This window comes from Ottowia beijingensis (assembly GCF_013423955.1).
GTDB classification, from domain to species: domain Bacteria; phylum Pseudomonadota; class Gammaproteobacteria; order Burkholderiales; family Burkholderiaceae_C; genus Ottowia; species Ottowia beijingensis.
In genome coordinates this window covers 1,087,167-1,110,083 of the sequence record NZ_JACCKX010000001.1, presented here as the reverse complement: position 1 = coordinate 1,110,083, position 22,917 = coordinate 1,087,167, and the positions used below count along the sequence as shown (strand labels likewise).

General features: G+C 69.0%; 15 protein-coding genes and 6 pseudogenes. 16 read left to right on the top strand and 5 right to left on the bottom strand.

The genetic code is table 11. The features are described 5' to 3' along the window. Positions 1–172: 172 nt before the first annotated feature. A complete protein-coding gene (gene hemL / locus H0I39_RS05575) occupies positions 173–1,477 on the bottom strand; it encodes a glutamate-1-semialdehyde 2,1-aminomutase (RefSeq protein ID WP_180549849.1) in 1,305 nt (434 codons plus the stop codon). Beyond that, the gene (gene thiD / locus H0I39_RS05570; protein ID WP_180549848.1) at positions 1,461–2,408 is read right to left on the bottom strand and encodes a bifunctional hydroxymethylpyrimidine kinase/phosphomethylpyrimidine kinase; all 948 of its coding nucleotides are present in this window, start codon (positions 2,406–2,408) and stop codon (positions 1,461–1,463) included. Before thiD ends, hemL begins: the two co-directional genes overlap by 17 nt. A 100-nt stretch (positions 2,409–2,508) precedes the next feature. Here thiD and H0I39_RS05565 point away from each other — a divergent pair, with 100 nt between their 5' ends. The 14 genes and pseudogenes from H0I39_RS05565 (at position 2,509) to H0I39_RS05500 (ending at position 17,578) form a co-directional block, all read left to right on the top strand. Beyond that, positions 2,509–2,679: a rubredoxin gene (locus H0I39_RS05565; protein WP_180549847.1), complete on the top strand. Its 171-nt coding sequence runs from the start codon at positions 2,509–2,511 to the stop codon at positions 2,677–2,679. Between the two features lie 73 nt (positions 2,680–2,752). Continuing rightward, on the top strand, positions 2,753–3,139 hold the full coding sequence (locus H0I39_RS05560) for a response regulator (RefSeq protein WP_180549846.1): 387 nt from the start codon (positions 2,753–2,755) through the stop codon (positions 3,137–3,139). After that, positions 3,139–3,504 (top strand): response regulator, encoded by a 366-nt coding sequence (locus tag H0I39_RS05555; protein WP_180549845.1) that lies wholly within the window; start codon positions 3,139–3,141, stop codon positions 3,502–3,504. The genes H0I39_RS05560 and H0I39_RS05555 overlap by 1 nt, the downstream gene beginning before the upstream one ends. 6 nt (positions 3,505–3,510) lie before the next feature. Then, positions 3,511–4,041 (top strand): annotated as a pseudogene (locus H0I39_RS05550) (chemotaxis protein CheW). A 21-nt stretch (positions 4,042–4,062) separates the two neighbouring features. After that, a complete protein-coding gene (locus tag H0I39_RS05545) occupies positions 4,063–4,326 on the top strand; it encodes a hypothetical protein (protein ID WP_180549844.1) in 264 nt (87 codons plus the stop codon). 14 nt (positions 4,327–4,340) lie between these two features. Continuing rightward, a complete protein-coding gene (locus H0I39_RS05540; protein ID WP_180551698.1) occupies positions 4,341–6,302 on the top strand; it encodes a methyl-accepting chemotaxis protein in 1,962 nt (653 codons plus the stop codon). 243 nt (positions 6,303–6,545) lie between these two features. Beyond that, a complete protein-coding gene (locus H0I39_RS05535; protein WP_180549843.1) occupies positions 6,546–8,420 on the top strand; it encodes a FimL-related protein in 1,875 nt (624 codons plus the stop codon). An 89-nt stretch (positions 8,421–8,509) separates the two neighbouring features. Further along, positions 8,510–12,661, top strand: a pseudogene (locus H0I39_RS05530) (hybrid sensor histidine kinase/response regulator); the annotation flags it as partial. Between the two features lie 145 nt (positions 12,662–12,806). Further along, on the top strand, positions 12,807–13,409 hold the full coding sequence (locus tag H0I39_RS05525; RefSeq protein ID WP_180549841.1) for a YqgE/AlgH family protein: 603 nt from the start codon (positions 12,807–12,809) through the stop codon (positions 13,407–13,409). A gap of 119 nt (positions 13,410–13,528) precedes the next feature. Next, the gene (ruvX, locus tag H0I39_RS05520) at positions 13,529–13,945 is read left to right on the top strand and encodes a Holliday junction resolvase RuvX (RefSeq protein WP_180549840.1); all 417 of its coding nucleotides are present in this window, start codon (positions 13,529–13,531) and stop codon (positions 13,943–13,945) included. Further along, a pseudogene (gene pyrR / locus H0I39_RS05515) lies at positions 13,942–14,456 on the top strand (bifunctional pyr operon transcriptional regulator/uracil phosphoribosyltransferase PyrR). The gene ruvX and the pseudogene pyrR overlap by 4 nt, the downstream one beginning before the upstream one ends. 2 nt (positions 14,457–14,458) lie before the next feature. Continuing rightward, positions 14,459–15,420, top strand: a pseudogene (locus tag H0I39_RS05510) (aspartate carbamoyltransferase catalytic subunit). A 73-nt stretch (positions 15,421–15,493) separates the two neighbouring features. Continuing rightward, positions 15,494–16,803 (top strand): annotated as a pseudogene (locus H0I39_RS05505) (dihydroorotase). Between the two features lie 22 nt (positions 16,804–16,825). After that, positions 16,826–17,578: a lysophospholipid acyltransferase family protein gene (locus H0I39_RS05500; protein ID WP_180549839.1), complete on the top strand. Its 753-nt coding sequence runs from the start codon at positions 16,826–16,828 to the stop codon at positions 17,576–17,578. Positions 17,579–17,652: 74 nt separating this feature from the next. Here H0I39_RS05500 and H0I39_RS05495 read toward each other — a convergent pair whose 3' ends face one another. From H0I39_RS05495 to H0I39_RS05485, 3 genes are all read right to left on the bottom strand, one after another. Next, positions 17,653–18,471: an IPTL-CTERM sorting domain-containing protein gene (locus H0I39_RS05495; protein ID WP_180549838.1), complete on the bottom strand. Its 819-nt coding sequence runs from the start codon at positions 18,469–18,471 to the stop codon at positions 17,653–17,655. Next, positions 18,435–19,367: a hypothetical protein gene (locus H0I39_RS05490; RefSeq protein ID WP_180549837.1), complete on the bottom strand. Its 933-nt coding sequence runs from the start codon at positions 19,365–19,367 to the stop codon at positions 18,435–18,437. The genes H0I39_RS05495 and H0I39_RS05490 overlap by 37 nt, the downstream gene beginning before the upstream one ends. A gap of 194 nt (positions 19,368–19,561) precedes the next feature. Beyond that, positions 19,562–20,647 (bottom strand): ABC transporter ATP-binding protein, encoded by a 1,086-nt coding sequence (locus H0I39_RS05485; protein ID WP_180549836.1) that lies wholly within the window; start codon positions 20,645–20,647, stop codon positions 19,562–19,564. A gap of 57 nt (positions 20,648–20,704) precedes the next feature. Here H0I39_RS05485 and H0I39_RS05480 point away from each other — a divergent pair. After that, positions 20,705–22,382 (top strand): annotated as a pseudogene (locus H0I39_RS05480) (ABC transporter permease). A gap of 157 nt (positions 22,383–22,539) precedes the next feature. Then, positions 22,540–22,830, top strand: coding sequence for an ArsR/SmtB family transcription factor (locus tag H0I39_RS05475; protein ID WP_308645780.1), 291 nt, complete (start codon positions 22,540–22,542; stop codon positions 22,828–22,830). The last annotated feature ends 87 nt before the right edge of the window (positions 22,831–22,917 follow it).

The following is a 22,917-nucleotide window of genomic DNA, read 5'->3' as shown; positions in this document are numbered from 1 at the left end:
GTCATGGGGGTGGTTCTCAGTGCATTCAATACAGATGCGCCAAGCTTAGCCCCCGGTAGTCGGCCACGGCGCATGCCGCGCGGGCAGGCTCGTGTCGAAGTTGACGGCCGCGCGTTTTCTTGCCCACGGCGGGCGCTGGGATGGGTCGGCGCCGCCACGGAGGCGGCGAGCATCAGAGCGACTTGAACACCTCGGCCGCCGCGGCGATGGTGGCGTAGATGTCCGCATCGGTGTGGGCCGCGCTGACGAAGCCCGCCTCGTACAGCGCCGGCGCGATGTAGACGCCGCGCTGCAGCAGGCCGTGGAACAGGCGGTTGAAACGCTCGCCGTCGGTCTTCATCACCTGGCCATAGTTCTGCGGCAATTCGGGCAGCAGGAAGAAGCCGAACATGCCGCCTTCGCAATCGGCCGAGAAGGGCACGCCGGCCGCCTGTGCCGCGGCGCCCAGGCCGTCGACCAGGCGGCGCGTCTTGCGCGACAGCTCGTCGAAGAAGCCGGGTTGCTTGATCTCGCGCAATGTGGCCAGGCCGCAGGCGGTGGCCACCGGGTTGCCGCTCAGCGTGCCGGCCTGGTACACCGGGCCGAGCGGTGCCAGCTGTTCCATCACCGCGCGCTTGCCGCCGAAGGCCGCCAGCGGCATGCCGCCGCCGATGACCTTGCCCATCACCGTGATGTCGGGCTCGAAGCCGGGAATGAGCCTGGCGTACACGCTTTGCGCGCTGCCCAGCGCGACGCGGCAGCCGGTCATCACCTCGTCGTAGATCAGCAGCGCGCCGTGCTGCGTGCACAGCTCGCGCGCACGGCGGGTGAACTCGGGCGTGGCGCGCACGAAGTTCATGTTGCCGGCGATGGGCTCGATGATCAGGCCCGCGATGTCGGCGCCGTGCAGGGCGAAGGCTTCCTCGAGTTGCGCCACGTTGTTGTATTCGAGCACCAGGGTGTGCTGCACCACCTCGGGCGGCACGCCGGCGCTGGTGGGGTTGCCGAAGGTGGCCAGGCCCGAACCGGCCTTGACCAGCAGCGCGTCGGCATGGCCGTGGTAGCAGCCTTCGAACTTGAGGATCTTGCTGCGCCCCGTGGCGCCGCGCGCCAGGCGGATGGCGGTCATGCCGGCCTCGGTGCCGCTGCTGACCAGGCGCAGCATCTCCATGCTGGGCACGAGCGAGAGGATTTCCTCGGCCAGCTCGATCTCGCGCTCGGTCGGCGCGCCGAACGAGAAGCCTTCGGTGGCGGCCTTCTGGACGGCCTCCAACACGGCGGGGTGGCCGTGGCCCAGGATCATCGGGCCCCAGGAGCCGATGTAGTCGATGTAGCGCTGGTCGTTGGCGTCCCAGAAGTAGGCGCCGTGCGCGCGCTGCACGAAGCGCGGCGTGCCGCCCACGGCGCGGAAGGCGCGCACGGGCGAGTTGACGCCGCCGGGGATCACCTGGCGGGCGCGCGCCATCAGCGCGTCATTGAGGTCAGTGCTTGGTTTCATTGAAGGGGTGAGGTATGTCGATCAAGGGATCGGGACTGGCAGCATCGTCCGCGCCGTCGTCGTCGGCCTCGGCGCTGGCCCAGAACAGCCGATCGGCCACTGCGCGGCCCATGCCGGGGCGAAAACCATGGTCCAGGGCCTGGTCCAGGTACAGCAGGGCTTCGCCCACGGCCTCGGTCAGGTCGGAGCCGGTGGCCAGCAGCGCCGCCAGGGCCGCAGAGAGGATGTCGCCAGCGCCCAGAAAGCCGGCGTCGATGCGCTCGAAGCTCTGGCTGTGCAGTTCGGCCTGCGGGCTGGCCAGCACGTTGCCCAGCTGGTCGCCCGCCATGGGCACGCCCGTGACGACCACATAGGACACGCCGTACTCCGCGGCGGCGCGTGCCAGGTCGGCGGCGCGGGCATGGCGGTCGGTGGTCGATTCGGGCAGCAGCCAGTGCCGCAGGGTGGCGTTGTTGCCCACCAGCACGGCGGTCTGCGGCAGCAGCAACTCGCGGAAGGCGTCCAAGTAGTCGTCGATTTCCTGCTCGGACCACCAGGACAGGTCGGGCATGTAGGCGATGAGTGGCACCGACGCGTAGTCGGACGCGAACGCCGCGACGGCCGCCACCACCTCGGCGCTGCCGAGGAAGCCCACCTTGATGGTGAGGATCGGAATATCCTCGGCCACGGCGTGGGCCTGTTCGGCCACCGTGGTGTCGTCGATGACGGTGTGGCCGAGCGTTTCGCGCGTGTCGCGCACATACACGCCGGTGACCACCGGCAGCGCATGCGCGCCGATGGAGCCGATCACCAGCGCATCGCTGCTGGATCCGCAGGCGCCGGTGGGGTCGCTGGCATTGAAGCTGAGCACGCACGGCAAAGTGTCGTGTTCAGCCAACGCGTCGGAAATGTCGTTATCCCGCGACGCATCGGTCGCACTGGTGCGGGTCATGAGGCACAAATAGGGCGGTTTGGTGCGACATAGTGCCACTCCGTCTGGAACCCCGTCGATACAATCAATTGCATTCTAAGCAAGTGCAACTTAAGCTGTAATGAATACGAAGACTTGGATGTGTCTGATCTGCGGCTGGCTCTATGACGAGGCCGAAGGCGCACCCGACCATGGTATCGCGCCGGGCACTCCCTGGGAGCAGGTTCCCATGAACTGGACCTGCCCGGAATGCGGGGCAAGGAAGGAAGACTTCGAAATGGTGCAGATCTGATTCGCTAGGCGGATCGGTCTGGCTTTTTGGATTGGCCGCCCCAGCGGCCTCTTTGGAGAGTCGCGAGGGTTCGATGGCATCAAAGCGCGTGCTCGTCATTGACGACAGCAACACGATTCGGCGCAGCGCCGAAATCTTCCTCAAGCAGGGAGGGCACGAGGTCATGCTGGCCGAGGACGGTTTCGACGCCCTGGCCAAGGTCAACGACGCCCAGCCCGACCTGATCTTCTGCGACATCCTGATGCCGCGTCTGGATGGCTACCAGACCTGCGCGATCATCAAGCGCAACGAGAAATTCGCCGACACGCCGGTGGTCATGCTGTCGTCCAAGGACGGCGTGTTCGACAAGGCGCGTGGCCGCATGGTCGGCTCGCAGGAATACCTGACCAAGCCTTTCACCAAGGACCAGTTGCTGCAGGCCGTGCAGGAATTCGGTGCCACCAACAAAGGAGCTGTGTGATGTCGATCCGCAACGTGCTGATCGTGGACGATTCCAAGACGGAATTGATGTTTCTGAGCGAAATGCTCAAGAAGGCCGGCTTTGCCGTGACCACGGCGGAGAACGCCGAGGACGCGCAGCGCCGCCTCGAGCAGGCCAAGCCCGACCTGATTCTGATGGATGTGGTGATGCCGGGCCAGAACGGCTTCCAGCTGACGCGCGCCATCTCGCGCGACCCGCGCTACACCGACATTCCCATCATCATGTGCACCAGCAAGAACCAGGAGACGGATCGTGTGTGGGGCATGCGCCAGGGCGCGCGCGACTACATCACCAAGCCGGTCGACCAGGCTGAGCTGATGGGCAAGATCAAGGCTCTCGGCTAAAAGCGCATGTCCAACAAGCAAGCGCTTCGCGAGTTTCAGAGCCGGCTGGCCGAACGGCTGCAGTCGGCCCGCACCACGGGCGTGGCCGCGTCCTGGCTGGCGGTCGAGACGGGGACCTGCGGCTGCTGTTCCCCTCAGCCACGCGGGCGAAATCTTTTCCTGGACCGATGTGCAGCGGGTGCCATACGTGCAACCGTGGTTCATGGGTGTGGCCAACCTGCGCGGCGGCCTGTCGGCGGTCATCGACCTGGCGGCTTTCGTCAGGGGCGATGGCGCGCGCCGGGTGCGCAGCGAGAGCGAACTGGCCCAGTGCCGGCTGGTGGCGCTGAACCCCTGCTGGAAACCAACTGTGCCCTGCTGGTGGATCGCCTGCTGGGCCTGCGGACCACCGACGCGTTCGCCTCGTCGGCCCCGCCCGACCAGTCGGCTGCGCCGTATTTCGGTCACGTTTACACCGACCTCGAAGGTCGGCAATGGCAGGAACTCAACCTGCAAGCCCTTTCCCAACACCAGGCCTTTCTGGGCATTGGTGCGTAGTTCGTTTGTCAAGGTCGCAACATGGCACTTTCCAACCTGTTCAAGAAGAAGCCCCAGGATCCTGCCCTGGACGAGGGCGAAACCATTGCCCAGGAGCGGCTTGATGGGCAGTCGATGGCATTCGATTCGCACGGCCCCACCGACAGCACGGTCATGGTGTCCACCATCGATGAGCCGGAAGAGCAGGCGCTGCCTGCCGAAGAGGCGTTCGCCGTTCCCTGCTGGGCACCCGTTCGGCGGCGGCGCACCAGCGGGTGCTGTCGATACTGCTGGCCCTGTCGCTGATTGCGCTGGCGGCCATGGTGTACTGGACGGTGTCGCAAACCGACCGCGGCGCCCAGCAGGTGGGTGCCATCGGCCAGTCGCTGATGCAGTCGCAGCGTCTCGCCAAGTCGGTGTCTCAGGCGCTGATCGGCAGTCCCGAGGCCTTCCCTGAGCTGAAGGAAAGCTCGACCGCGCTGGCGAGCAACGTGCGCGGCCTGCAGAGCGGCAGCGCCACAGTGCCCGCGCTGGGCGAAGCCTACAGCGCCGAGGTCGGCAAGATCGTGCCGCTGATGGAGCGCGCCGAGAAGAACGCGGCCACGGTGCTGGGCGAGCAGAAGACGCTGACCGAGGTGGGCACGGCACTGCGCTCGGTCAGCCGCCAGTCCTCCGACCTGCTGGAAGTGGCTGAAACCATTTCGTCCCTCAAGCTGCAGCAGAACGCGCCGCCGGCTGAGATTTCGGCCGCGGGCCAGCTGGTGATGCTGACCCAGCGCATCGGCAAGTCGGCCAACGAATTCCTGACGATGGAGGGTGTGAGCCCCGAGGCCGTCTTCCTGCTGGGCAAGGACCTGAACTCGTTCAAGGAGATCGGTGAAGGCCTGCTCGACGGCAGCCAGGAACTGCGACTTGCGCCCGCGCGCGACGAGCAGACGCGCGAGCGCCTGACGGCCCTGCTGAAGATGTACGAGGAAACGCGCGCCCAGGCGGGCGGCATTCTGGGCAACCTGCAGGGCCTGGTGTCGGCGCGCGAGGCGCAGACGGCCATCGTGGCCGAGAGCGAACCGCTGCGCAAGGAACTGGAAGGCCTGCAGGACAAGCTGTCCTCGGTGTCGGGTCTGGGCTTGACTGGCCTGTTGCTGCTGTTGATCCCGGCCGCGCTCGCGCTGCTGGCCGCACTCGGCCTGGCCTATGTGCAGCTGCGTGACAGCCGCCAGCGCCAGATGCTGGCTGAGCAGCAGCGCCACTCGGCCGAACTGCAGCAGCAGGAAGGCAAGCGCGTTAACGACGCCAACCAGGCCGCGATTCTGCGACTGATGAACGAACTGCAGACGGTGGCCGAGGGCGACCTGACGCAGGAAGCCACGGTGACCGAGGACATCACCGGCGCGATCGCCGACTCGGTGAACTACACGGTGGAAGAATTGCGCTCGCTGGTCGCCAACGTGCAGAGCACGGCGACGCGCGTGGCGCAGACGACGTCGAAGGTGGAAACCACGTCGACCGAGCTGCTGGCCACGTCGACCGAACAGCTGCGCGAGATCCGCGAAACCGGCCAGTCCGTGCTGGACATGGCGGCGCGAATCAACGACGTGTCGGCGCAGGCGCAGGAGTCGGCCTCGGTGGCGCGCCAGTCGCTGCAGGCGGCCGAATCCGGCCTGACCGCTGTGCAGAACGCCATCGGCGGCATGAACTCCATCCGTGACCAGATTCAGGAAACCTCCAAGCGGATCAAGCGTCTGGGCGAGTCGTCGCAGGAGATTGGTGAGATCACCGAACTGATTGCTGACATTACGGAACAGACCAACGTGCTGGCGCTGAACGCCGCCATTCAGGCAGCGTCCGCCGGTGAAGCCGGTCGCGGCTTCTCGGTGGTGGCGGAAGAAGTGCAGCGGCTGGCCGAGCGCTCCGGTGACGCGACGCGGCAGATCGCGGCGCTGGTGAAGGCCATTCAGACCGACACCCAGGATGCCGTGGCCGCCATGGAGCGTTCGACGCAGGGCGTGGTGGAAGGTGCGCGACTGTCCGACAACGCCGGTACCGCGCTGTCCGAGATCGACAGCGTGTCACGCCGACTGGCCGATCTGATCGAGCAGATTTCCTCGGCAGCCTCCAAGGAAGCAGATCAGGCCAACGAGGTGGCCAGCAACATCCAGCACATCTTTGCCGTGACCGAGCAGACCGGCGAGAGCACGCGCTCCACGGCGAACCAGGTGCGTGACTTGGCGCGCATGGCCGACGAACTGCGCCAATCCGTGGCCCGATTCAAGATCGCCTGATAGCGCCAGAAAAACGAGGCGCTGCTGCCGCGAAGAGACCGCACGCCTTCACTTGAGAAGACAGCTTCTGGAGAGCATGAAGTCATGGTGACGAGCCACCAAGCCGAAATTCGCGCCCAAGGCGCGCCCGTTGCGGGAGACCTGGGGCCACTGGCTTGGGTTCTGGATGAGACGCGCAAATCGATCGAGTCGGCGACCCGCTCCCTGAAGCGCTTCGCGCACGACGCCGAGGCGGCCAGAGGCGTGGACCTGGCTTCCGTGGACGCCAGCCAGTTGCGCATGGCGCGCCAGCAGCTTCACCAGGTGGTGGGCGCGCTGGACATGGTGGGGCAGGGCGTGTCGGCGCACATGGTGCGCGGCATGGAGGCGGCGGTCCAGCAGTTCGTGCTGCATCCGGAGAAGTGCACCGAGGCGACCGCACAGACGCTCGAGCGGGCCGGTTTTGCACTGGTCGAATACCTGGAGTCGCAACTGGGCGAGCGCCCGCGTTCGGCGCTGGGCTTGTTCCCGCAGTTCAAGCAGGTGCAGGAAATGGCGGGTGCGGATCGCATCCACCCGGCCGACCTGTGGACCTGGCCGTGGCGCTGGGTGGACCCGGCCACGCCGCCCGCGGCCCAGCCGCTGGCTTACGGGCCGGAGGTGCGCAGCCGTCTGGACCAGCGCGTGCTCAAGATCATGAAGCACGCCGACCACAATGCGGCGGCCGAGATCGGCGTCATCAGCCTCGGCCTGGCGCAGGGCGAGAACCACCGGCAGCCGGCCATCTTCTGGAAGCTTTCCGCGGCCTTCTTCGAGGCCATGGCCAAGGCGCTGGTCCCGATGGACGTCTATGCCAAGCGGGCGGCGTCACGGATCCTGCTGCAGTACACGACGCTGGCCCGAGGCGACCAGAGCGTGTCCGAGCGCCTGGCGCAGGATCTGCTGTTCTTCTGCGCCCAGGCCGTGCCGAAGCAGGCTGCCGATGCGCCCGCGCTGGACGCGGTGCGCAAAGCGTGGTCGCTGGGCCGCCACGTGGCGCAGCCTTACGACCAGTCCACCTTCGGTCTGTACGACCCGGCTGTTCTGGCGCAGGCGCGCCGCCGCATCGAGTCCGTCAAGGAGAACTGGTCGGCGCTGGCGGGTGGCGACATGGCACGCATGAAGGCGTGCGTGGACCAGTTCGGCCTGGTGGCGGAATCGCTCGACAAGCTGCACGAAAAAGGCCGCCCGCTGGGCCAGGCGCTGAATCGCGTGGCACAGCAGACCGCCCAGGCCGGCAAGCCGCCCAGCCCCGAACTGGCCATGGAAACGGCCACCGCGGTGCTGTTCCTCGAGGCGTCGTTCGAGGACTTCCATCCGAGTGACGCCACGTTCGCGGCCCGCATCCAGCAGCTGGCCGAGCGACTCGATGCCGTGCGTGGCGGCGCCATGGCGCCACCGCTCGAGGGCTGGATGGAGCAGCTTTACCGCAGCGTCAGCGACCGGCAGACCATGGGCACGGTGGTGGGCGAGTTGCGCACCACGCTGGGCGAGGTCGAGCAGCACCTTGACCAGTTCTTCCGCAATCCCGCCGACAAGAGCGTGCTGGGCCCGGTGCCCAGCCTGATGGGCCAGATGCGTGGCGTGCTGTCCGTGCTGGGGCTGGACCAGGCGGCGCTGGCGGTCGGGCGCATGCGCGACACGGTCGACGAATGGCTGATCACCGAGCAGGAGCCCGAGCAGATCAAAGCCGGTGACACCTTCGAGAAGCTGGGCAACAGCCTGGGCGCGCTGGGCTTCCAAGTCGACATGCTGGGCTACCAGCCGCTGCTGGCGCGCAAGCTGTTCGTCTATGACGCCGAAGCCGGCGAGCTGAAACACGTTGCCGGCCGCCTGGCCGACGAGCACGAAGAGGCGCTGCACGCTGAGGCGTTCCAGCCTGGCGCTGGCGTCGACATCGAGCTGGACTTCGAGCCCGCAGCGCCCGCCGGCCCGGTGACGGCGCCCGGCCAGTTGCTGGACGCCAGCCTGCCCCCGAGACGATTCCGGGCCAGCTCGACCAGATCGCCGCCATGGCCGCGCTGGACGAAAAGCCGGCCCTGGCCAATGCCGCGCACCGTGCCGCCGAGGCGGCGCGGCAGCAGGACGAGGCCGAGCTGAGCGGCGCGCTCGAAGCGCTGCAGGCGGTCGCATCGGCGCAGGCGCCCCAGGTGCCGCCCGAGCCGGTGGCGGTGTCGGACGACGACGCCTTCGAAGACGACGACCTGCTCGACATCTTCCTGGAAGAGGCGCGCGAGGTGGTGCAGACCGGCGGCGATGCCATCGAAGCCCTGTCCTCGGCGCCGGGCGACATCGAGCAGCAGACAACGCTGCGCCGCGCGTTCCATACCCTGAAGGGCAGCTCGCGCATGGTCGGCCTGTCGGAGTTCGGCGAGGCCGCCTGGTCGATGGAGCAGTTGCTCAATGCCTGGCTGTCCGAGCAGAAGCCGGTATCGGACGACCTGCGCACGCTGACTGGCGAGGCCATGCAGGGCTTCGGTGCCTGGGTGGAAGACATCGCCATCAAGCGGGACGCGGGCTGGAGCAGCGCGCCCTTTAGCGCCGCAGCCGATGCCATGCGGCTCGAAGGCCGCCGCATTCCGCTGCAATTCGGCCAGTCCGACGTGCTCCCCGAGCCCGTGGTGGTGGCCGAGGCCGCGCCTGATGTTCAGGCGGCGCCGGCGAGCATGGGCGCCGACGATGCCGAAGACCTGACCGTGGAGGTGTCGCTGGACGACGCCACGCTTGCCGAAGTTGCCGCGCCGCCGGTGCCCGAGCCACTGGCCGCGTTCGAACTGCCCGATCTCGAGCTGGGCGCAGCCGACCTGGAGATCGATGCGTCGACACCCGTGCAGACCGCTGCATCGGCTGCCGTCGACATGCTGGAATTCGATCTGGCGGCAGAGGCGGCGGATGTTGCACCGGCGATCGAGGTGGTCGAGGTCGATGCGGCCGACCAGGACGCGTTGCTGGAGGCCGACTTCGCGCCGGCATCCGACCCCATCTGGGACGGCCCCGTGGAGACCGTGGAAGCCGCCGCGTTGGCGTCTAACCCGACTGACGAGGTCGAGCCAGCCGCCGAGTTGCCCGCGATGGAAGCGCCTGAAGCGGAGACCCCGGAGGCCATCGACTCCGAGGCGCCGATGCTCGCGCTGGATCTGGCCGAACTGGACTTCGCCACCGCCGAGACACCGCCTGCGCCAACCGAAGTGGTGCAGGTGGTCGACCAAGAGGGTGAAGCCAGCGTGGATCTGCCCATGGCGGCACTGGAGATGCCGGCGGCCGAGCCCGAGGACGCGCCGGCCGAAGCGGCTGCCGGGGCGGCCGACGAGATGCTGGCGCTGGAGCTGGGCGAACTGGACTTCGCCACCGAACACCAGGCGCCGAGCGATGCAGCGCCCGACGCCGGCTCGCACGTCGATGACGAGGTGCTGTCGGACGACGACATGTACAAGCAGATCGGCGATCTGCGCATCAGCACCCCGCTGTACAACGTTTACCTGAACGAGGCCGATGAATGGTCGCGCCAGCTCATCACCCAGCTGTCCGAGTGGGCGCTCGAACTGGACCAGCCGGTGCCCGAGGCGGCCATTGCGCGCGCGCATTCGCTGGCCGGCAGTTCGGCCACGGTGGGCTTCACGGCCCTGTCGGAGCTGGCGCGCGCCGTCGAGCACGCGCTGCAGCGCCTGCACGGTCAGCTGCGCGGCACCGCTGAACAGGCGCGCGTGCTGGGCGATGCCTCGGAAGACATTCGCCGGGTGCTGCACCAGTTCGCGGTCGGTGTGCTGAAGACCCCCAGCGCCGACATCCTCGCGGCGGTCCATGCGCTGGAGCCCACCGATGGCGACGAAGCCGCGGACGCCGTGGCGCCAGCGGTGCAAGACGGCACCTCCGCCTCGCTGGGTTTTGCGCAGGCGCTGCCCGCGGTCGCTGCGGTGGCTGCCCCCGTGCCGACGGTCACGGCCACCGATGTGGGCCGCCACACCATTGCCGACGACATCGACGTGCTGGATGCGGTCGACCCCGACCTGTTCCCGATCTTCGAGGAAGAGGCCGAGGAACTGCTGCCCCAGCTGAGCGCTTCGCTGCGCCAATGGGCCGAGCACCCGGCCGACAACGGCGCGCGCGCCCAGGTGCTGCGCGCCCTGCACACGCTGAAGGGCAGTGCGCGCCTGGCCGGCGCGCTGCGCCTGGGCGAGATGGCGCACCGCACCGAGTCCGCCATCGAAACCATCGGCACCGAGAACATCGGCAGCCAGGACGTCGAGCCGCTGCTTGACCACCTGGACGAACTGCTGGCCGCGTTCCGCCGTCTGCAGACGGGCGAGCCGGCGGTCGATGTGCCGGCGGCTCCGGTCGCACATCCGGTGCCCGCCGTACCCGTGGCGCAGCCCCAGCAGGCCACCGCCGAGCGCGTGGCGCCGGTGGCGCCCGTGGCGCGCGGCGACGTGGCGCTGCCGGCGGCCCTGTCGCTGGTGTCGGCGCGCGCCTCTGCCAGCCAGGCGGTGCGTGTGCGCTCGCAGTTGCTGGACCGCCTGGTCAGCCAGGCCGGTGAGGTGGTCACCTCGCGCGCGCGGCTGGAGGCCGAGGTGGGCCAGCTGCGCAGTTCGCTGACCGACCTGACGAGCAACCTGGAGCGCCTGCGCCAGCAACTGCGCGACGTGGAACTGCAGGCCGAAACGCAGATGCAGTCGCGCCTGGCGCTGTCGAAGGACGCGCAGCAGAACTTCGACCCGCTGGAGTTCGACCGCTTCACGCGCATGCAGGAGCTGACGCGCATCATGGCCGAGTCGGTGAACGACGTGGCCACGGTGCAGCGCAGCCTGCAGCGCGCGGTCGATGCCAGCGAGGACGACCTGGCCGCGCAGGCGCGCCAGTCGCGCGAACTGCAGCGCGACCTGCTGCGCACGCGCATGGTGGAGTTCGAGGGCATCTCCGAGCGCCTGTACCGCGTGGTACGCCAGGCCTCCAAGGAAACCGGCAAGCAGGTGCGCCTGGACATCGTCGGCGGTTCGATCGAGATGGACCGCGGCATCCTGGAGCGCATGACGCCCGCCTTCGAGCACCTGCTGCGCAACTGCGTGGTGCACGGCATCGAGAACGCCGCCGCGCGCTCAGCCCGCAGCAAGGACCCGGTGGGCCTGATCAGCATCGAGGTGCAGCAGGCCGGAAACGACGTGTCGGTGCAGTTCCGCGACGACGGCGCGGGCCTGAACCTGCCGCGCATCCGCGAGCGCGCGCAGCAGCAGGGCCTGATCACGGCCGACCAGCCGCTGAGCGACGCCGAGGTGGCCAACCTGGTGTTCGCGCCCGGCTTCTCCACCGCCACCGAGGTGACCGAGCTGGCCGGCCGCGGCGTCGGCATGGACGTGGTGCGCACCGAGGTGCAGGCGCTGGGTGGCCGCATCGAGACGCACACGCGTGAGGGCCAGGGCTCCAGCTTCCGCCTGGTGCTGCCGCTGACGACGGCGGTGACGCACGTGGTGATGGTGCGCGCCGGCAAGCTGTCGGTGGGCGTGCCGTCGAACCTGGTGGAGATCGTGCAGCGCGCGAGCGCCAAGGACCTGCAGCAGGCCTACGAGACCGGCACCTACCGTTTCGGCGGCGAGGATCTGCCCTTCTTCTGGTCGGGCGCGCTGCTGCAAAGCTCGGCGCGTACCACCGAGCCGCCCGCGCGCTCCACCCCGGTGGTGGTGTTCCGCTCGGCCGAGCAGCGCGTGGCCGTGCACGTCGACGAAGTGCTGGGCAACCAGGAAGTGGTGGTGAAGGCACTGGGGCCGCAGCTGTCGCGCCTGCCCGGCCTGGTGGCCATCACGGCGCTGGCCTCGGGTGCCGTGGCGCTGATCTACAACCCGGTGGCGCTGGCCGCGGTGTACGGCGAGCAGGCGCGTGCCCTGAGCGCCAGCGCCGCGCAGGCCGAGGCCGCCCCCGCCGCTGGCCTGCCCGCCGCGCCCGAGACGGCGTCGATCCACTCCGACATCCCGCTGGTGCTGGTGGTGGACGACTCGATCACCGTGCGCCGCGTCACGCAGCGCCTGCTGCAGCGCGAGGGCTACCGCGTGGCACTGGCGGCCGACGGCCTGCAGGGCCTGGAGCGGCTGCAGGGCGAGCGCCCGGCGGTGGTGCTGTCCGACATCGAGATGCCGCGCATGGACGGCTTCGACTTCGTGCGCAACATCCGCGCCGACGAGCACTTGCGTGATCTGCCGGTGATCATGATCACCTCGCGCATCGCCGAGAAGCACCGCAAACACGCGCGCGAACTGGGCGTGAACCACTACCTGGGCAAGCCGTACTCCGAAGAGGAACTGCTGGGCCTGATCAAGGAATACGCCCGCGCCGCCGCGACGGCACAAGGTTGAGTTAAAAACAATAGCTGCTTGCGCTTGTTGCCATTGGTTTTTGGATCGATTTGTATCTGAAATCTTTGTGTGACGGGCGCCAGCAGCTCATTTTTTGTAGAAGCGTATCCGGCCGCACGGCGCAAGGCGGACTAGAATCGTCCGCATGGCCGATGACGCGCAGCAGCCGATCAACCTGACGAATCACTTTCTCATCGCCATGCCCGGCATGGAGGATGGCACCTTCACGCGCAGCGTGATCTACGTCTGCGAGCACAGCGAGCGCGGCGCGCTGGGGCTGATCATCAACAAGCCCGGCGACATCAGCCTGGCCGACCTGTTCGAGCGTGTCGACCTGCCGCTGGAGCGGCCCGAGCTGGGCGGGCAGCCGGTGTTCCACGGCGGTCCGCTGCAGACCGAGCGCGGCTTCGTGCTGCACGAGCCCATCGTCGCCGAGGGGCTGAAGCCCGACGAGTCGATCTACGCCTCCACGCTCACCGTGCCCGGCGGGCTGGAGATGACGACCTCCAAGGACGTGCTGGAGGCCCTGTCGTCCGGCGGCGGCCCGCGCCGCGTGCTGGTCACGCTGGGTTATTCGTCGTGGGGCGAGGGCCAGCTCGAATCCGAGATCGCCGGCAACAGCTGGCTCACCGTGGATGCCGATGCCGACGTGATCTTCGACGCCCCGGTCGACCAGCGCTACGACCGCGCCCTGGGCCTGCTGGGTCTGCAGGCCTGGATGCTGTCGCCCGACGTGGGGCACGCGTGACAGTCCCCCAGAGTCACCTGCGGCGCCTTCCCCAAGGGACAACGCCAGCGGCCGGGCGAAGCCCGGTCCACGGCGTTCCCGCACGGCCTGCTCCGCGGCCATTGGATTTGGTAGGCGAGATGGTGTCTGATTCCGGCAGCGACGTGCCCGCCACCCAGGCGAGCTTCCTGGCGTTCGACTTCGGCCTCAAGCGCACCGGTGTGGCCGTGGGCAACCGGCTCACGCGCAGCGCCACGCCGCAGCCCACCATCCGTGCCGAGGGCGAGGCGCGCTGGGCGCCCATCGCCAGCCGGCTGGCCGAATGGCAGCCCGATGCGCTGGTGGTGGGCGTGCCCTTTCACCCCGATGGCGCCGAGCACGAGAACACCGTGCGCGCACGCAAGTTCGCGCGCCAGCTGCGCGGCCGCTTCAAGCTGCCGGTTTACGAGGTGGACGAGCGCTACAGCACCACCGAGGCCCAGGCGGCCGGCGCACGGGATGCCGACGCGGCGTCGGCCGCCATCATCCTGGAACAGTTTCTGAGGAGTCTTCCATGAGTTCCACCACGGGCAGCACGCTGGCGCTCGACGCCGAGGCGCTGTATGCCGAGCTGCTGCGCAGCCTGCGCCCCTGCTGACGGCCGATACGCGGCTGGTCGGCATCGTCTCGGGCGGCCAGTGGCTGGCCGAGCGCCTGCAGGCCGACCTGGGCTTGCCCGGCCAGGCCGGCGCCATCTCGTCCACCATGCACCGCGACGATTTCGCCAAGCGCGGCCTGTCGGCCAGCGGCCAGACCACGCTGCCGTTCGAGATCGACGGCGCCGACATCCTGCTGCTCGACGACGTGCTGCACACCGGCCGCACCATCCGCGCCGTGCTCAACGAGCTGTTCGACTACGGCCGCCCCGCCCGCGTGCGGCTGGCCGTGCTGGTCGACCGCGGCGGGCGCCAGCTGCCGGTGGCGGCCGAAGTGGCTGCCGCCCGCGTCACGCTGCCGGCCACGCAGACGCTGCGGCTGGCGCGCGGCGACGATGGCGCCTTCACCTTCAGCATCACCACCAAGAGCTGACCATGCTGGCCCGACGCAACCCCCAACTCAACCAGCACGGCGAGCTGATCCACCTGCTCTCCACCGAAGGCCTGTCGCGCGACATCCTCATCCACATCCTCGACACCGCGCAGCAGTTCGTCAGCGTGAGCGACCGCGAGGTGAAGAAGGTGCCCCTGCTGCGCGGCAAGAGCGTGTTCAACTTGTTCTTCGAGAACAGCACGCGCACCCGCACCACCTTCGACATCGCCGCCACGCGCCTGTCGGCCGACGTGTACACGCTCGACATCGCGCGCTCGTCCACCGCCAAGGGCGAATCGCTGCTCGACACCGTGGCCAACCTCAGCGCCATGGCGGCCGACATCTTCGTCGTACGGCACAGCGAAAGCGGCGCGCCCTACCTGCTGTCGCAGCACGTGGCGCCGCACGTGCACGTGGTCAACGCCGGCGACGGCCGGCACGCGCACCCACGCAGGGGCTGCTCGACATGTACACCATCCGCCACTACAAGAAGGACTTCAGCAACCTGGTGGTGGCCATTGTGGGCGACGTGCTGCATTCGCGCGTGGCGCGGTCGGACATCCATGCGCTGACCACGCTGGGCGCCGCCGAGGTGCGCGTGGTCGGCCCCAAGACGCTGGTGCCGGGCGACTTCGGCCCCATGGGCGTGCGCGTGTGCCACACGCTGCAGGAGGGCATCCAGGACGCCGACGTCGTCATCATGCTGCGCCTGCAGAACGAGCGCATGAGCGGCGCGCTGCTGCCCAGCAGCCAGGAGTTCTTCCAGAGCTTCGGCCTCACGCCCGAGCGGCTGCGCTGGGCCAAGCCGGATGCCATCGTGATGCACCCCGGCCCCATCAACCGCGGCGTCGAGATCGATTCGCAGGTGGTCGATGGCCAGCAGAGCGTGATCTTGCCGCAGGTCACCTTCGGCATCGGCGTGCGCATGGCGGTGCTGAGCATCGTGGCGGGCAACGAGGCCTGATGTTGTTTGGTATGAAAATGATAGCTGCTGGCGCTCGTCCATCAAGCGCTGGAGCCCGATTTGGCTTGAAACCATGAAGATCCTCATCCAGCATGGCCGCGTGATCGACCCCGCCACGGGCCGCGACGAGACGGCGGACGTGGCGATTGCCGCGGGCCGCATCCTCAGCATCGGCCAACCGCCGGCCGACTTCACGCCCAGCCGCACCATCGATGCCCAAGGCTGCTGGGTGCTGCCCGGCCTGGTGGACCTGACGGCGCGCCTGCGCGAGCCGGGCCACGAGCACGCCCGCATGCTCGAAAGCGAGATGGCCGCGGCGGTGGCCGGCGGCGTGACCAGTCTGGTCTGCCCGCCCGACACCGACCCGGTGCTCGACGAGCCCGGCCTGGTCGAAATGCTCAAGACCCGCGCCGAGCGCCTGCACCAGGCGCGCGTGTTTCCGCAAGGCGCGCTCACGCGCGGGCTGAAGGGCGAGGTGCTGACCGAGATGGGTCAGCTCACCGACGCCGGCTGCGTGGCCTTCGGCCAGGCCGAGGCGCCCATCGTCAACACCCAGGTGCTGCAGCGCGCGCTGCTGTACGCCAGCACCTTCGGCCACGCCGTGTGGCTGCGCCCTGTCGATCCATGGCTGGGCGGCGGCGTGGCCGCCAGCGGGCCGCTGGCCATGCGCATGGGCCTGTCGGGCGTGCCCGCGGCGGCCGAAACCATTCGCCTGCACACGCTGTTCGAGCTGCTGCGCGCCATGCGCGGCGGCGGCGCCGGCCCGCGCCTGCATCTGTGCCGCCTGTCCAGCGCGGCGGGGTCGAACTGCTGCGCCAGGCCAAGGCCGACGGCCTCAACGTGACGGCCGACGTCAGCATCAACAGCCTGCACCTGACCGACCTGGACATCGGCTACTACGACAGCGCCGCCCGCCTTAACCCGCCGCTGCGCCAGCAGCGCGACCGCGACGCCCTGCGCGCCGCGCTGGCCGACGGCACCCTCGACGCGCTGGTGTCCGACCACACCCCGGTCGAGGCCGATGCCAAGCAGTTGCCCTTCGCCGAAGCCGAGCCCGGCGCCACGGGGCTGGAGTTGCTGTTGCCATTGGCGCTGAAGTGGGGGACCGAGCCCGGCGGCCCCGGCCTGATGCGCGCGCTGGAAGTGGTGACCAGCGCACCGGCCCAGGTACTCGGCGGCGCGCTGGGCACCTTCCAGGCCAGTTGCGGGCGCTTGGCCGAAGGCGGCGCGGCCGACCTGTGCGTGTTCGACCCGCAGGCGCACTGGCAGGTCGAGCCTGCCGCGTTGCGCAGCCAGGGCAAGGCCACACCCTTTGCCGGGCTGGAGCTGACGGGCCGCGTGCGCACCACGCTGGTTGGCGGCCACCTGGCACACGCCGACTGAAAGACGCCGGCGGAGCATTCGCATGAAATCGCTGACGGCGTTCTGGCTGCTGCTGCGCGGTGGAGCGCACATCGCGGGCGGCTGGTGGACCATCCGCACGCGCTTTCCCAAGCTCTCGCAGGCCGAGCGCGAGGCCGAGGTGCAGCGCTGGGCGCGCAACTTCCTGCGCGTGTGGCGCATCGACCTTGACGTGCGTGGCGCGCCGCCCAAGGACGGCCCGCTGCTGATGGTCGTCAACCACATCTCCTGGCTCGACATCCTGGTCATGCACGCGGCGGGCTATTGCCGTTTTGTCTCGAAGTCGGACGTCAAGCGCTGGCCCATGATCGGCATGATGGCCACCGGCGCCGGCACGCTGTACATCGAGCGCGACTCGCGCCGCGACGCGCTGCGCGTGGTGCACCACATGCGGGATGCGCTGGTGCGCGGCGAGGTGGTGGCGGTGTTCCCCGAGGGCACCACCAGCAACGGCATCACGCTGCTGCCGTTCCACGCCAACCTGATCCAGGCGGCCATCTCGGCCCATGCGCCGGCGCTGCCGGTGGCCCTGCAGTTCATCGACGGCCGCAACGGCGCCATGAGCACGGCGCCCATGTACATCGGCGACCAGACCCTGCTCGAATCGGTGTGGCGCACGCTCACCACGCCCGGCCTGCGCGCCGTCGTCAGCTACGGCCAGGCACAGTCGCCCGAGGGGCGCGAGCGACGCGAATGGGCGGCAGAGCTGCGCCGTCAGGTGGACGGCCTGCGCAACGGCGTGGATGCTCCTGAATAAATAGCTGTAAGCGCCCGTCGGACGGGCGCTGGAGGGCTATTTCATGCAAAATCCTGGTGCGTAAAGCTGGGCGCTCAGGGCCGCTGGCGCAGGCGGCGCAGCCCCGGCAGCAGCAGCAGGCTGCCCAGCAGCATCAGGCCCCACTGGCTCACCGTGGGCACGGCCACCGTGCCGGCCGCGCCGACCACCTGCAGGGTGACGGTGGCAGTGACGCAGGGGTCGCCATTGAGCGGGCACAGCTGGTAGCTGAGCGTGTGCTGGCCCGGCGGCACGCTGGCGGCCACCTGCACGGCGCCGGTGGCGGGGTCGAGCGTGATGCCCGCCGGCCAGGTGCCCGAAGTTGCGACGGTGGCGTTGCCACCCGCGCCCAGCTGCACCGGCTGGCCGTTGATGGTGTCGTTGGCCGCCACGTTGGCCACCGGCGTGCTGTCCTGGCCCGCCGTCGCACTGCCGCTGTCGCCGCCGGCGGCCAGCGTGGCCGCGGTCAGCGTGAAGTTGACCGTGCTGTCGGCACAGTGGCCGAAACGGTCGCACAGGGTGTACGGCAGGCTGTAGTTGCCGGCCGGCACGGTGGGCAGCACGCTGACCGCTCCGGTGTCGGCATCGAGCGAGATGCCGCCCGGCCACGCGCCCGAAGGCGCCACGGTGGCATTGCCGCCGGTGCCTAGCGTGGCGGGCGCGCCGTTGACCTGGTCGTTGACCGCCACGTTGGCGATCGGCGTGCCGGCGGTGCCGGCCGGCAGCGGGCCGGGTGCGTTGTCCACGGTGGGGACGATGCTGGCGTTGACCTGCAGTGTGGCCTGGGCGGTGGCGCACAGCGGCTGCGGCAAGGTGTCGGTGCGGCAGATCCGGTAGGTCACCGTGTGGCTGCCGGGCGCCACGGTGCCAGCCACCGACAGCGTGCCGTCGGCGTTGAGGGTGATGCCCGCGGGGGCGGCGCGCTGGTAACGGGGTCGTCGATCAGGGCGTAGGTCCGCACGTTGCCGCCGGCGCCGGTGCTGACCGGCGTGGCGACGTTGACGCGGTCGTTGCTGAACACCGAGGCGGTGGTGCCCGCCGTGCCGGCGGTCAGCGGTGTGCCCGTGAAGTCGTCATTGCTCGCCGCCAGGTAGGTGGCGGGGTCGCTGGGGTCGAACAGCTGGCTGGCCGGAATGGCGACGGGTGCTGAAGCGCCAGGTGTTGTCCAGCGGATGGTGAGTGCGGCATCGTTGCCCCAATTGTTCCAGGCCACGCGGATATTGACCAACGTGTTGGGCGCGGGACTGGGCAGCGAACCATTGCCTGTATAGCCATCCGTCGCTTCGGCAAGGCAGAACGAGGCCACCTTGGTGCTGTAGCCGAGATTCCGGTAATCCGTGCCCTGGCTGCTCGAGGCATCAAGCACCGCACCGTCGTTGCCCACGCAGCTGATCGCGTAATTGCCCTGGGCCGGCATCAGCACGGCCGTGTAAAGGAAGGCGCCCTGAATCCAGTTCCGGCAGGCGTTGGTCTGACCGGCGAGCGCGGCGTCGCCTATGGGGTACTCGCACAGGACATCGATCGACGGCTGTGTTGCCGGGTTGCTGGTGCCGGCGAACGTGAGATTGGGCCACGAGGACTTCAGCGTGGTGCCGCTGACCGCCACGGCCCGGTTGGCACCCTCATTGGCGAAGGTGATCAGGCGGCGCACTGCGTCATAGCGATGGGTTGTCCCAGCGACCACCAGGTTCTGGTAGTAGGTGTAGGGATTCGGGTTGGGGTACGGCGGTTGGTACTGCGAGGGCTCTCCGCGAAACAGGTCGATCAGCACGGGATCGGCTGCATGGGCCGGCCAGACGGCAAGGAAAAGCGTGGCCAAGAGTGCGGCACGCGCGGTGGATGAGTTGGCTTGATGCATGGACACATGACGACGAAGGAACTCGGTATCAAAACAATATGCGTCGGGTGGACCCGCGCTCAGGCCCACGGCATGGCCCCGATGCGTTCTGTGTGCCCGGGTGCGCCTCAGGCCGGTGCGCGCTGCGCCATCGCAAACGTCACCACATGGTCCACCTCCGGCCGGATGCCGATCCATTCGCCGACGCGGTGGTTGTGGTGGCTGGGAACGTGGACCATCAGGGTCTCGCCGCTGGCGAGCCTGAGCGTGTAGAGGAACTCGGAGCCGCGGAACGCCTTGCGCACGACCTGCGCGCGCACCGGCGCCTGGTCGTCGTGCACGATGTCGTCGGCGCGCAGCAGCAGCTCGCACTGGCCGCCGGGATAGGCGCCGGGCAGCGGGCAGTCGGTGAGGTGATCGAGCGGGCCGAGCGGCGTGTCGAGCCGGGCGCCGCCGCCGTGCTCGTTGGCCACGATGCGCGCCGGCACGAACACGCCGTGGCCGATGAAGTCGGCCACGAAGCGCGTGGCCGGGCGGTGGTACAGGGTGTAGGCGTCGTCCCACTGGTGCAGGTGGCCCTCGTGCATCACGCCGATCTGGTCGCCGATGGCAAACGCCTCCAGTTGGTCGTGGGTGACGAACAGGGCGGTGGCCCCGGCGCTTTTCAGGATGCCGCGCAGCTCGTGCGCCAGGCGTTCGCGCAGGTCGACGTCGAGGTTGGAGAAGGGCTCGTCCAGCAGCAGCAGGCGCGGCGCCGGCGCCATCGCGCGGGCCAGCGCCACGCGCTGCTGCTGGCCGCCGGAGAGTTCGTGCGGGTAGCGCCGCTCGCTGCCCGTCAGGTCGACCAGCGCCAGCACCTCGGCCACGCGGCGGTCGCGCTCGGCCGCGGGCAGGTGCTTGAGGCCGAAAGCGACGTTGCGCCCCACGTCGAGGTGCGGGAACAGCGCGTAGTCCTGAAACACCATGCCGATGCGCCGCGCCTCGGGCGGCACGTGCTGGCGGGCGCTGCTCACCAGTTCGCCGCCCAGGCGGATTTCGCCAGCGCTCACATGCTCCAGCCCGGCCACGGCGCGCAGCAGCGTGGTCTTGCCGCAGCCCGAGGGGCCGATCAGCACGCCGATGTCGCCGGCGCGCAGGCCGAGCGAGGCGTCCTGCACCGCGGGGCGCGCCTGGCCGGGGTAGCGAACGTCGACCTGATCGATCTTGAGGAACATGGAAGCAGATTCTAGATGCGTACAATTCTCATTTGCCACACGCTGCCTGGGTTTTGAATGAAATCGGGCTGCATTCGGCTACCCATCTGCGCAAGCAGCTCTTATTTAAATAGCAAAAACCCCGTCTTGCGCGCCCTTCCCACGCTGATCCTGCTGCTGGTGGCCTGTGTGCTGGCGCTGCCGGTGCTGGCCGTGATCGGCCAGTGGACGCAATGGGACGCGCAGACCGCCGACATCCTGCGCGAGATGGCGGCCACCGTGCTGCCCGAATACCTGTGGGTGACGCTGCAACTGGTGGTGATGGTGGGCATCGGCGTGGTGGCCATGGGCGTGCCGGCGGCGGTGCTGGTGACGGTGTTCGACTTCCGCGGCCGGCGCGCCTTTGAATGGCTGCTGCTGCTGCCGCTGGCCATGCCGGCCTACGTGACGGCCTATGCGTACACCGACTTCCTGCAGTTCTCCGGCCCGCTGCAGACAGGGTTGCGCGCCGCCTTCGGGCTGGAGGAGGCTGATTCCCGAGGTGCGCAGTGTGTGGGGCGCGGCCTGGGTGTTCTCGTTCTCGCTCTACCCGTATGTCTACCTGCTCGCGCGCACCGCGCTGGCCGAGCGCGCGCCGCAGCTGATGGAGGCTGCGCGGCTGATGGGCGCCTCGCTGCCACGCCGCCTGCGCGAGGTGGCGCTGCCCATGGCGCGGCCCGCCGTGGCCGCGGGCACCGCGCTGGCGCTGATGGAGGTGCTGGCCGACTACGGCGTATCGGTGTACTTCGGCATCCAGACCTTCACCGCCGGCATCTACAAGGCCTGGCTGTCGATGGACAACCGCATCGCCGCCGCCCAGCTGGCCACGGTGCTGCTGGCGCTGGTGATGGTGCTGCTGTGGCTGGAGCAGCGCGCCCAGCGCCGCCTGCGCTTCGTCGGCAGTGCCACGGCGCGCGCCAGCAGCAGTGAGGCACGGCCGATTCCGCTGCGGGGCATGCGCGGGGCCATCGCCTGGGTGCTGTGCCTGCTGCCGGTGCTGATGGGCTTCGTGCTGCCGGTGGGCTTCATGCTGCGCCCGCTGTCGGCCGACTGGTCGGTGCTGCCGTGGGACCGCTTCCTCATCTGGACCTGGAACAGCGTGCGCTTAGGAAGCATCACCGCCGTGCTGGCCGTGCTGGCGGCCTGGTTCCTGGCCTACAGCCTGCGCCGCGCGCCCACGCTGCTGCGCCGCTGGGCGGTGCAGATCGTGTCGCTGGGCTATGCGGTGCCGGGCGCGGTGATCGTGGTCGGCCTGCTGCTGCCGGTGGGCTGGCTGCAGGCGCGCTGGCCCGAAAGCGGCGTGGGCGCGGTGGTCACCGTCACCATCTGGGGGCTGGTGTGGGCGTACCTGGTGCGCTTCGTGTCGGTGGCGCTGCAGTCGATGCAGAGCGGCTACGCCCGCGTGCCGCGCAGCCTGGACGAATCGGCCCGCATGCTGGGCGCCACCGGGGTGGAGCTGGCCGCGCGCGTGCACTGGCCGCTGCTGCGGCGCGCCGGCTTCGCGGCGGGGCTGCTGGTGTTCGTGGATGTGATGAAGGAGCTGCCGGCCACCATCGTGCTGCGCCCCTTCAACACCGACACGCTGGCCGTGGTGGCCAACCAGCTGGCGCGCGACGAGCGCCTGGGCGAGGCCGCGCTGCCCTCGCTGGCGCTGGTGCTGGTGGGCCTGGTGCCGGTCATCCTGCTCAGCCGCACCTTGAGGGCACCTCCCTCCTGAGCGCGTTCGTCGCTTGCCCCTTCTCCATGGGAAAAGGGGCGCGCAGCGCCGACGCCGACGCGTATAGTTTGGCCAACCGCCCGCCGTTGCCTTCCGCCATGCAAAGAAAAGCCGCCGCTTCCGTGACCACCCCGACGGCGAACTCGAATCCGACGAGGTGTTCGAGCTGGCGGCCGAGGTGTTCCGCGTCATGTCGGCGCCGATGCGACTGAAGATCATCAGCGCGCTGTGCAACGGGGAGAAGAACGTCGGCGAACTGCTGACCGAGATCCACGCCACCCAGCCCAACATGAGCCAGCACCTGAACACGCTCTACAAGGCCGGTGTGCTGGGCAAGCGGCGCGATGGCGTGCAGATCTACTACCGCATCATCAACGAGCGCGTGGTCACGCTGTGCCGCGCCGTGTGCACGCAGATCGCCATCGAAACCGTGGGCGAGCCGCGCTGAGGCGCGCCGACGCGCGGTCGCCGTGGCGTTGCGCTGGGGTTATTCCCGAGTCTGCCCGCGCGGGGGCCGCCCTATCATTCGTTTACA

Bases quoted from the DNA above. Each gene is read 5' to 3' on its own strand.
- hemL (WP_180549849.1), bottom strand. From the start codon at position 1,477: ATGAAACCAAGCACTGACCTCAATGACGCGCTGATGGCGCGCGCCCGC.
- thiD (WP_180549848.1), bottom strand. From the start codon at position 2,408: ATGACCCGCACCAGTGCGACCGATGCGTCGCGGGATAACGACATTTCC.
- H0I39_RS05565 (WP_180549847.1), top strand. From the start codon at position 2,509: ATGAATACGAAGACTTGGATGTGTCTGATCTGCGGCTGGCTCTATGAC.
- H0I39_RS05560 (WP_180549846.1), top strand. From the start codon at position 2,753: ATGGCATCAAAGCGCGTGCTCGTCATTGACGACAGCAACACGATTCGG.
- H0I39_RS05555 (WP_180549845.1), top strand. From the start codon at position 3,139: ATGTCGATCCGCAACGTGCTGATCGTGGACGATTCCAAGACGGAATTG.
- H0I39_RS05545 (WP_180549844.1), top strand. From the start codon at position 4,063: ATGGCACTTTCCAACCTGTTCAAGAAGAAGCCCCAGGATCCTGCCCTG.
- H0I39_RS05540 (WP_180551698.1), top strand. From the start codon at position 4,341: ATGGTGTACTGGACGGTGTCGCAAACCGACCGCGGCGCCCAGCAGGTG.
- H0I39_RS05525 (WP_180549841.1), top strand. From the start codon at position 12,807: ATGGCCGATGACGCGCAGCAGCCGATCAACCTGACGAATCACTTTCTC.
- ruvX (WP_180549840.1), top strand. From the start codon at position 13,529: ATGGTGTCTGATTCCGGCAGCGACGTGCCCGCCACCCAGGCGAGCTTC.
- H0I39_RS05500 (WP_180549839.1), top strand. From the start codon at position 16,826: ATGAAATCGCTGACGGCGTTCTGGCTGCTGCTGCGCGGTGGAGCGCAC.
- H0I39_RS05485 (WP_180549836.1), bottom strand. From the start codon at position 20,647: ATGTTCCTCAAGATCGATCAGGTCGACGTTCGCTACCCCGGCCAGGCG.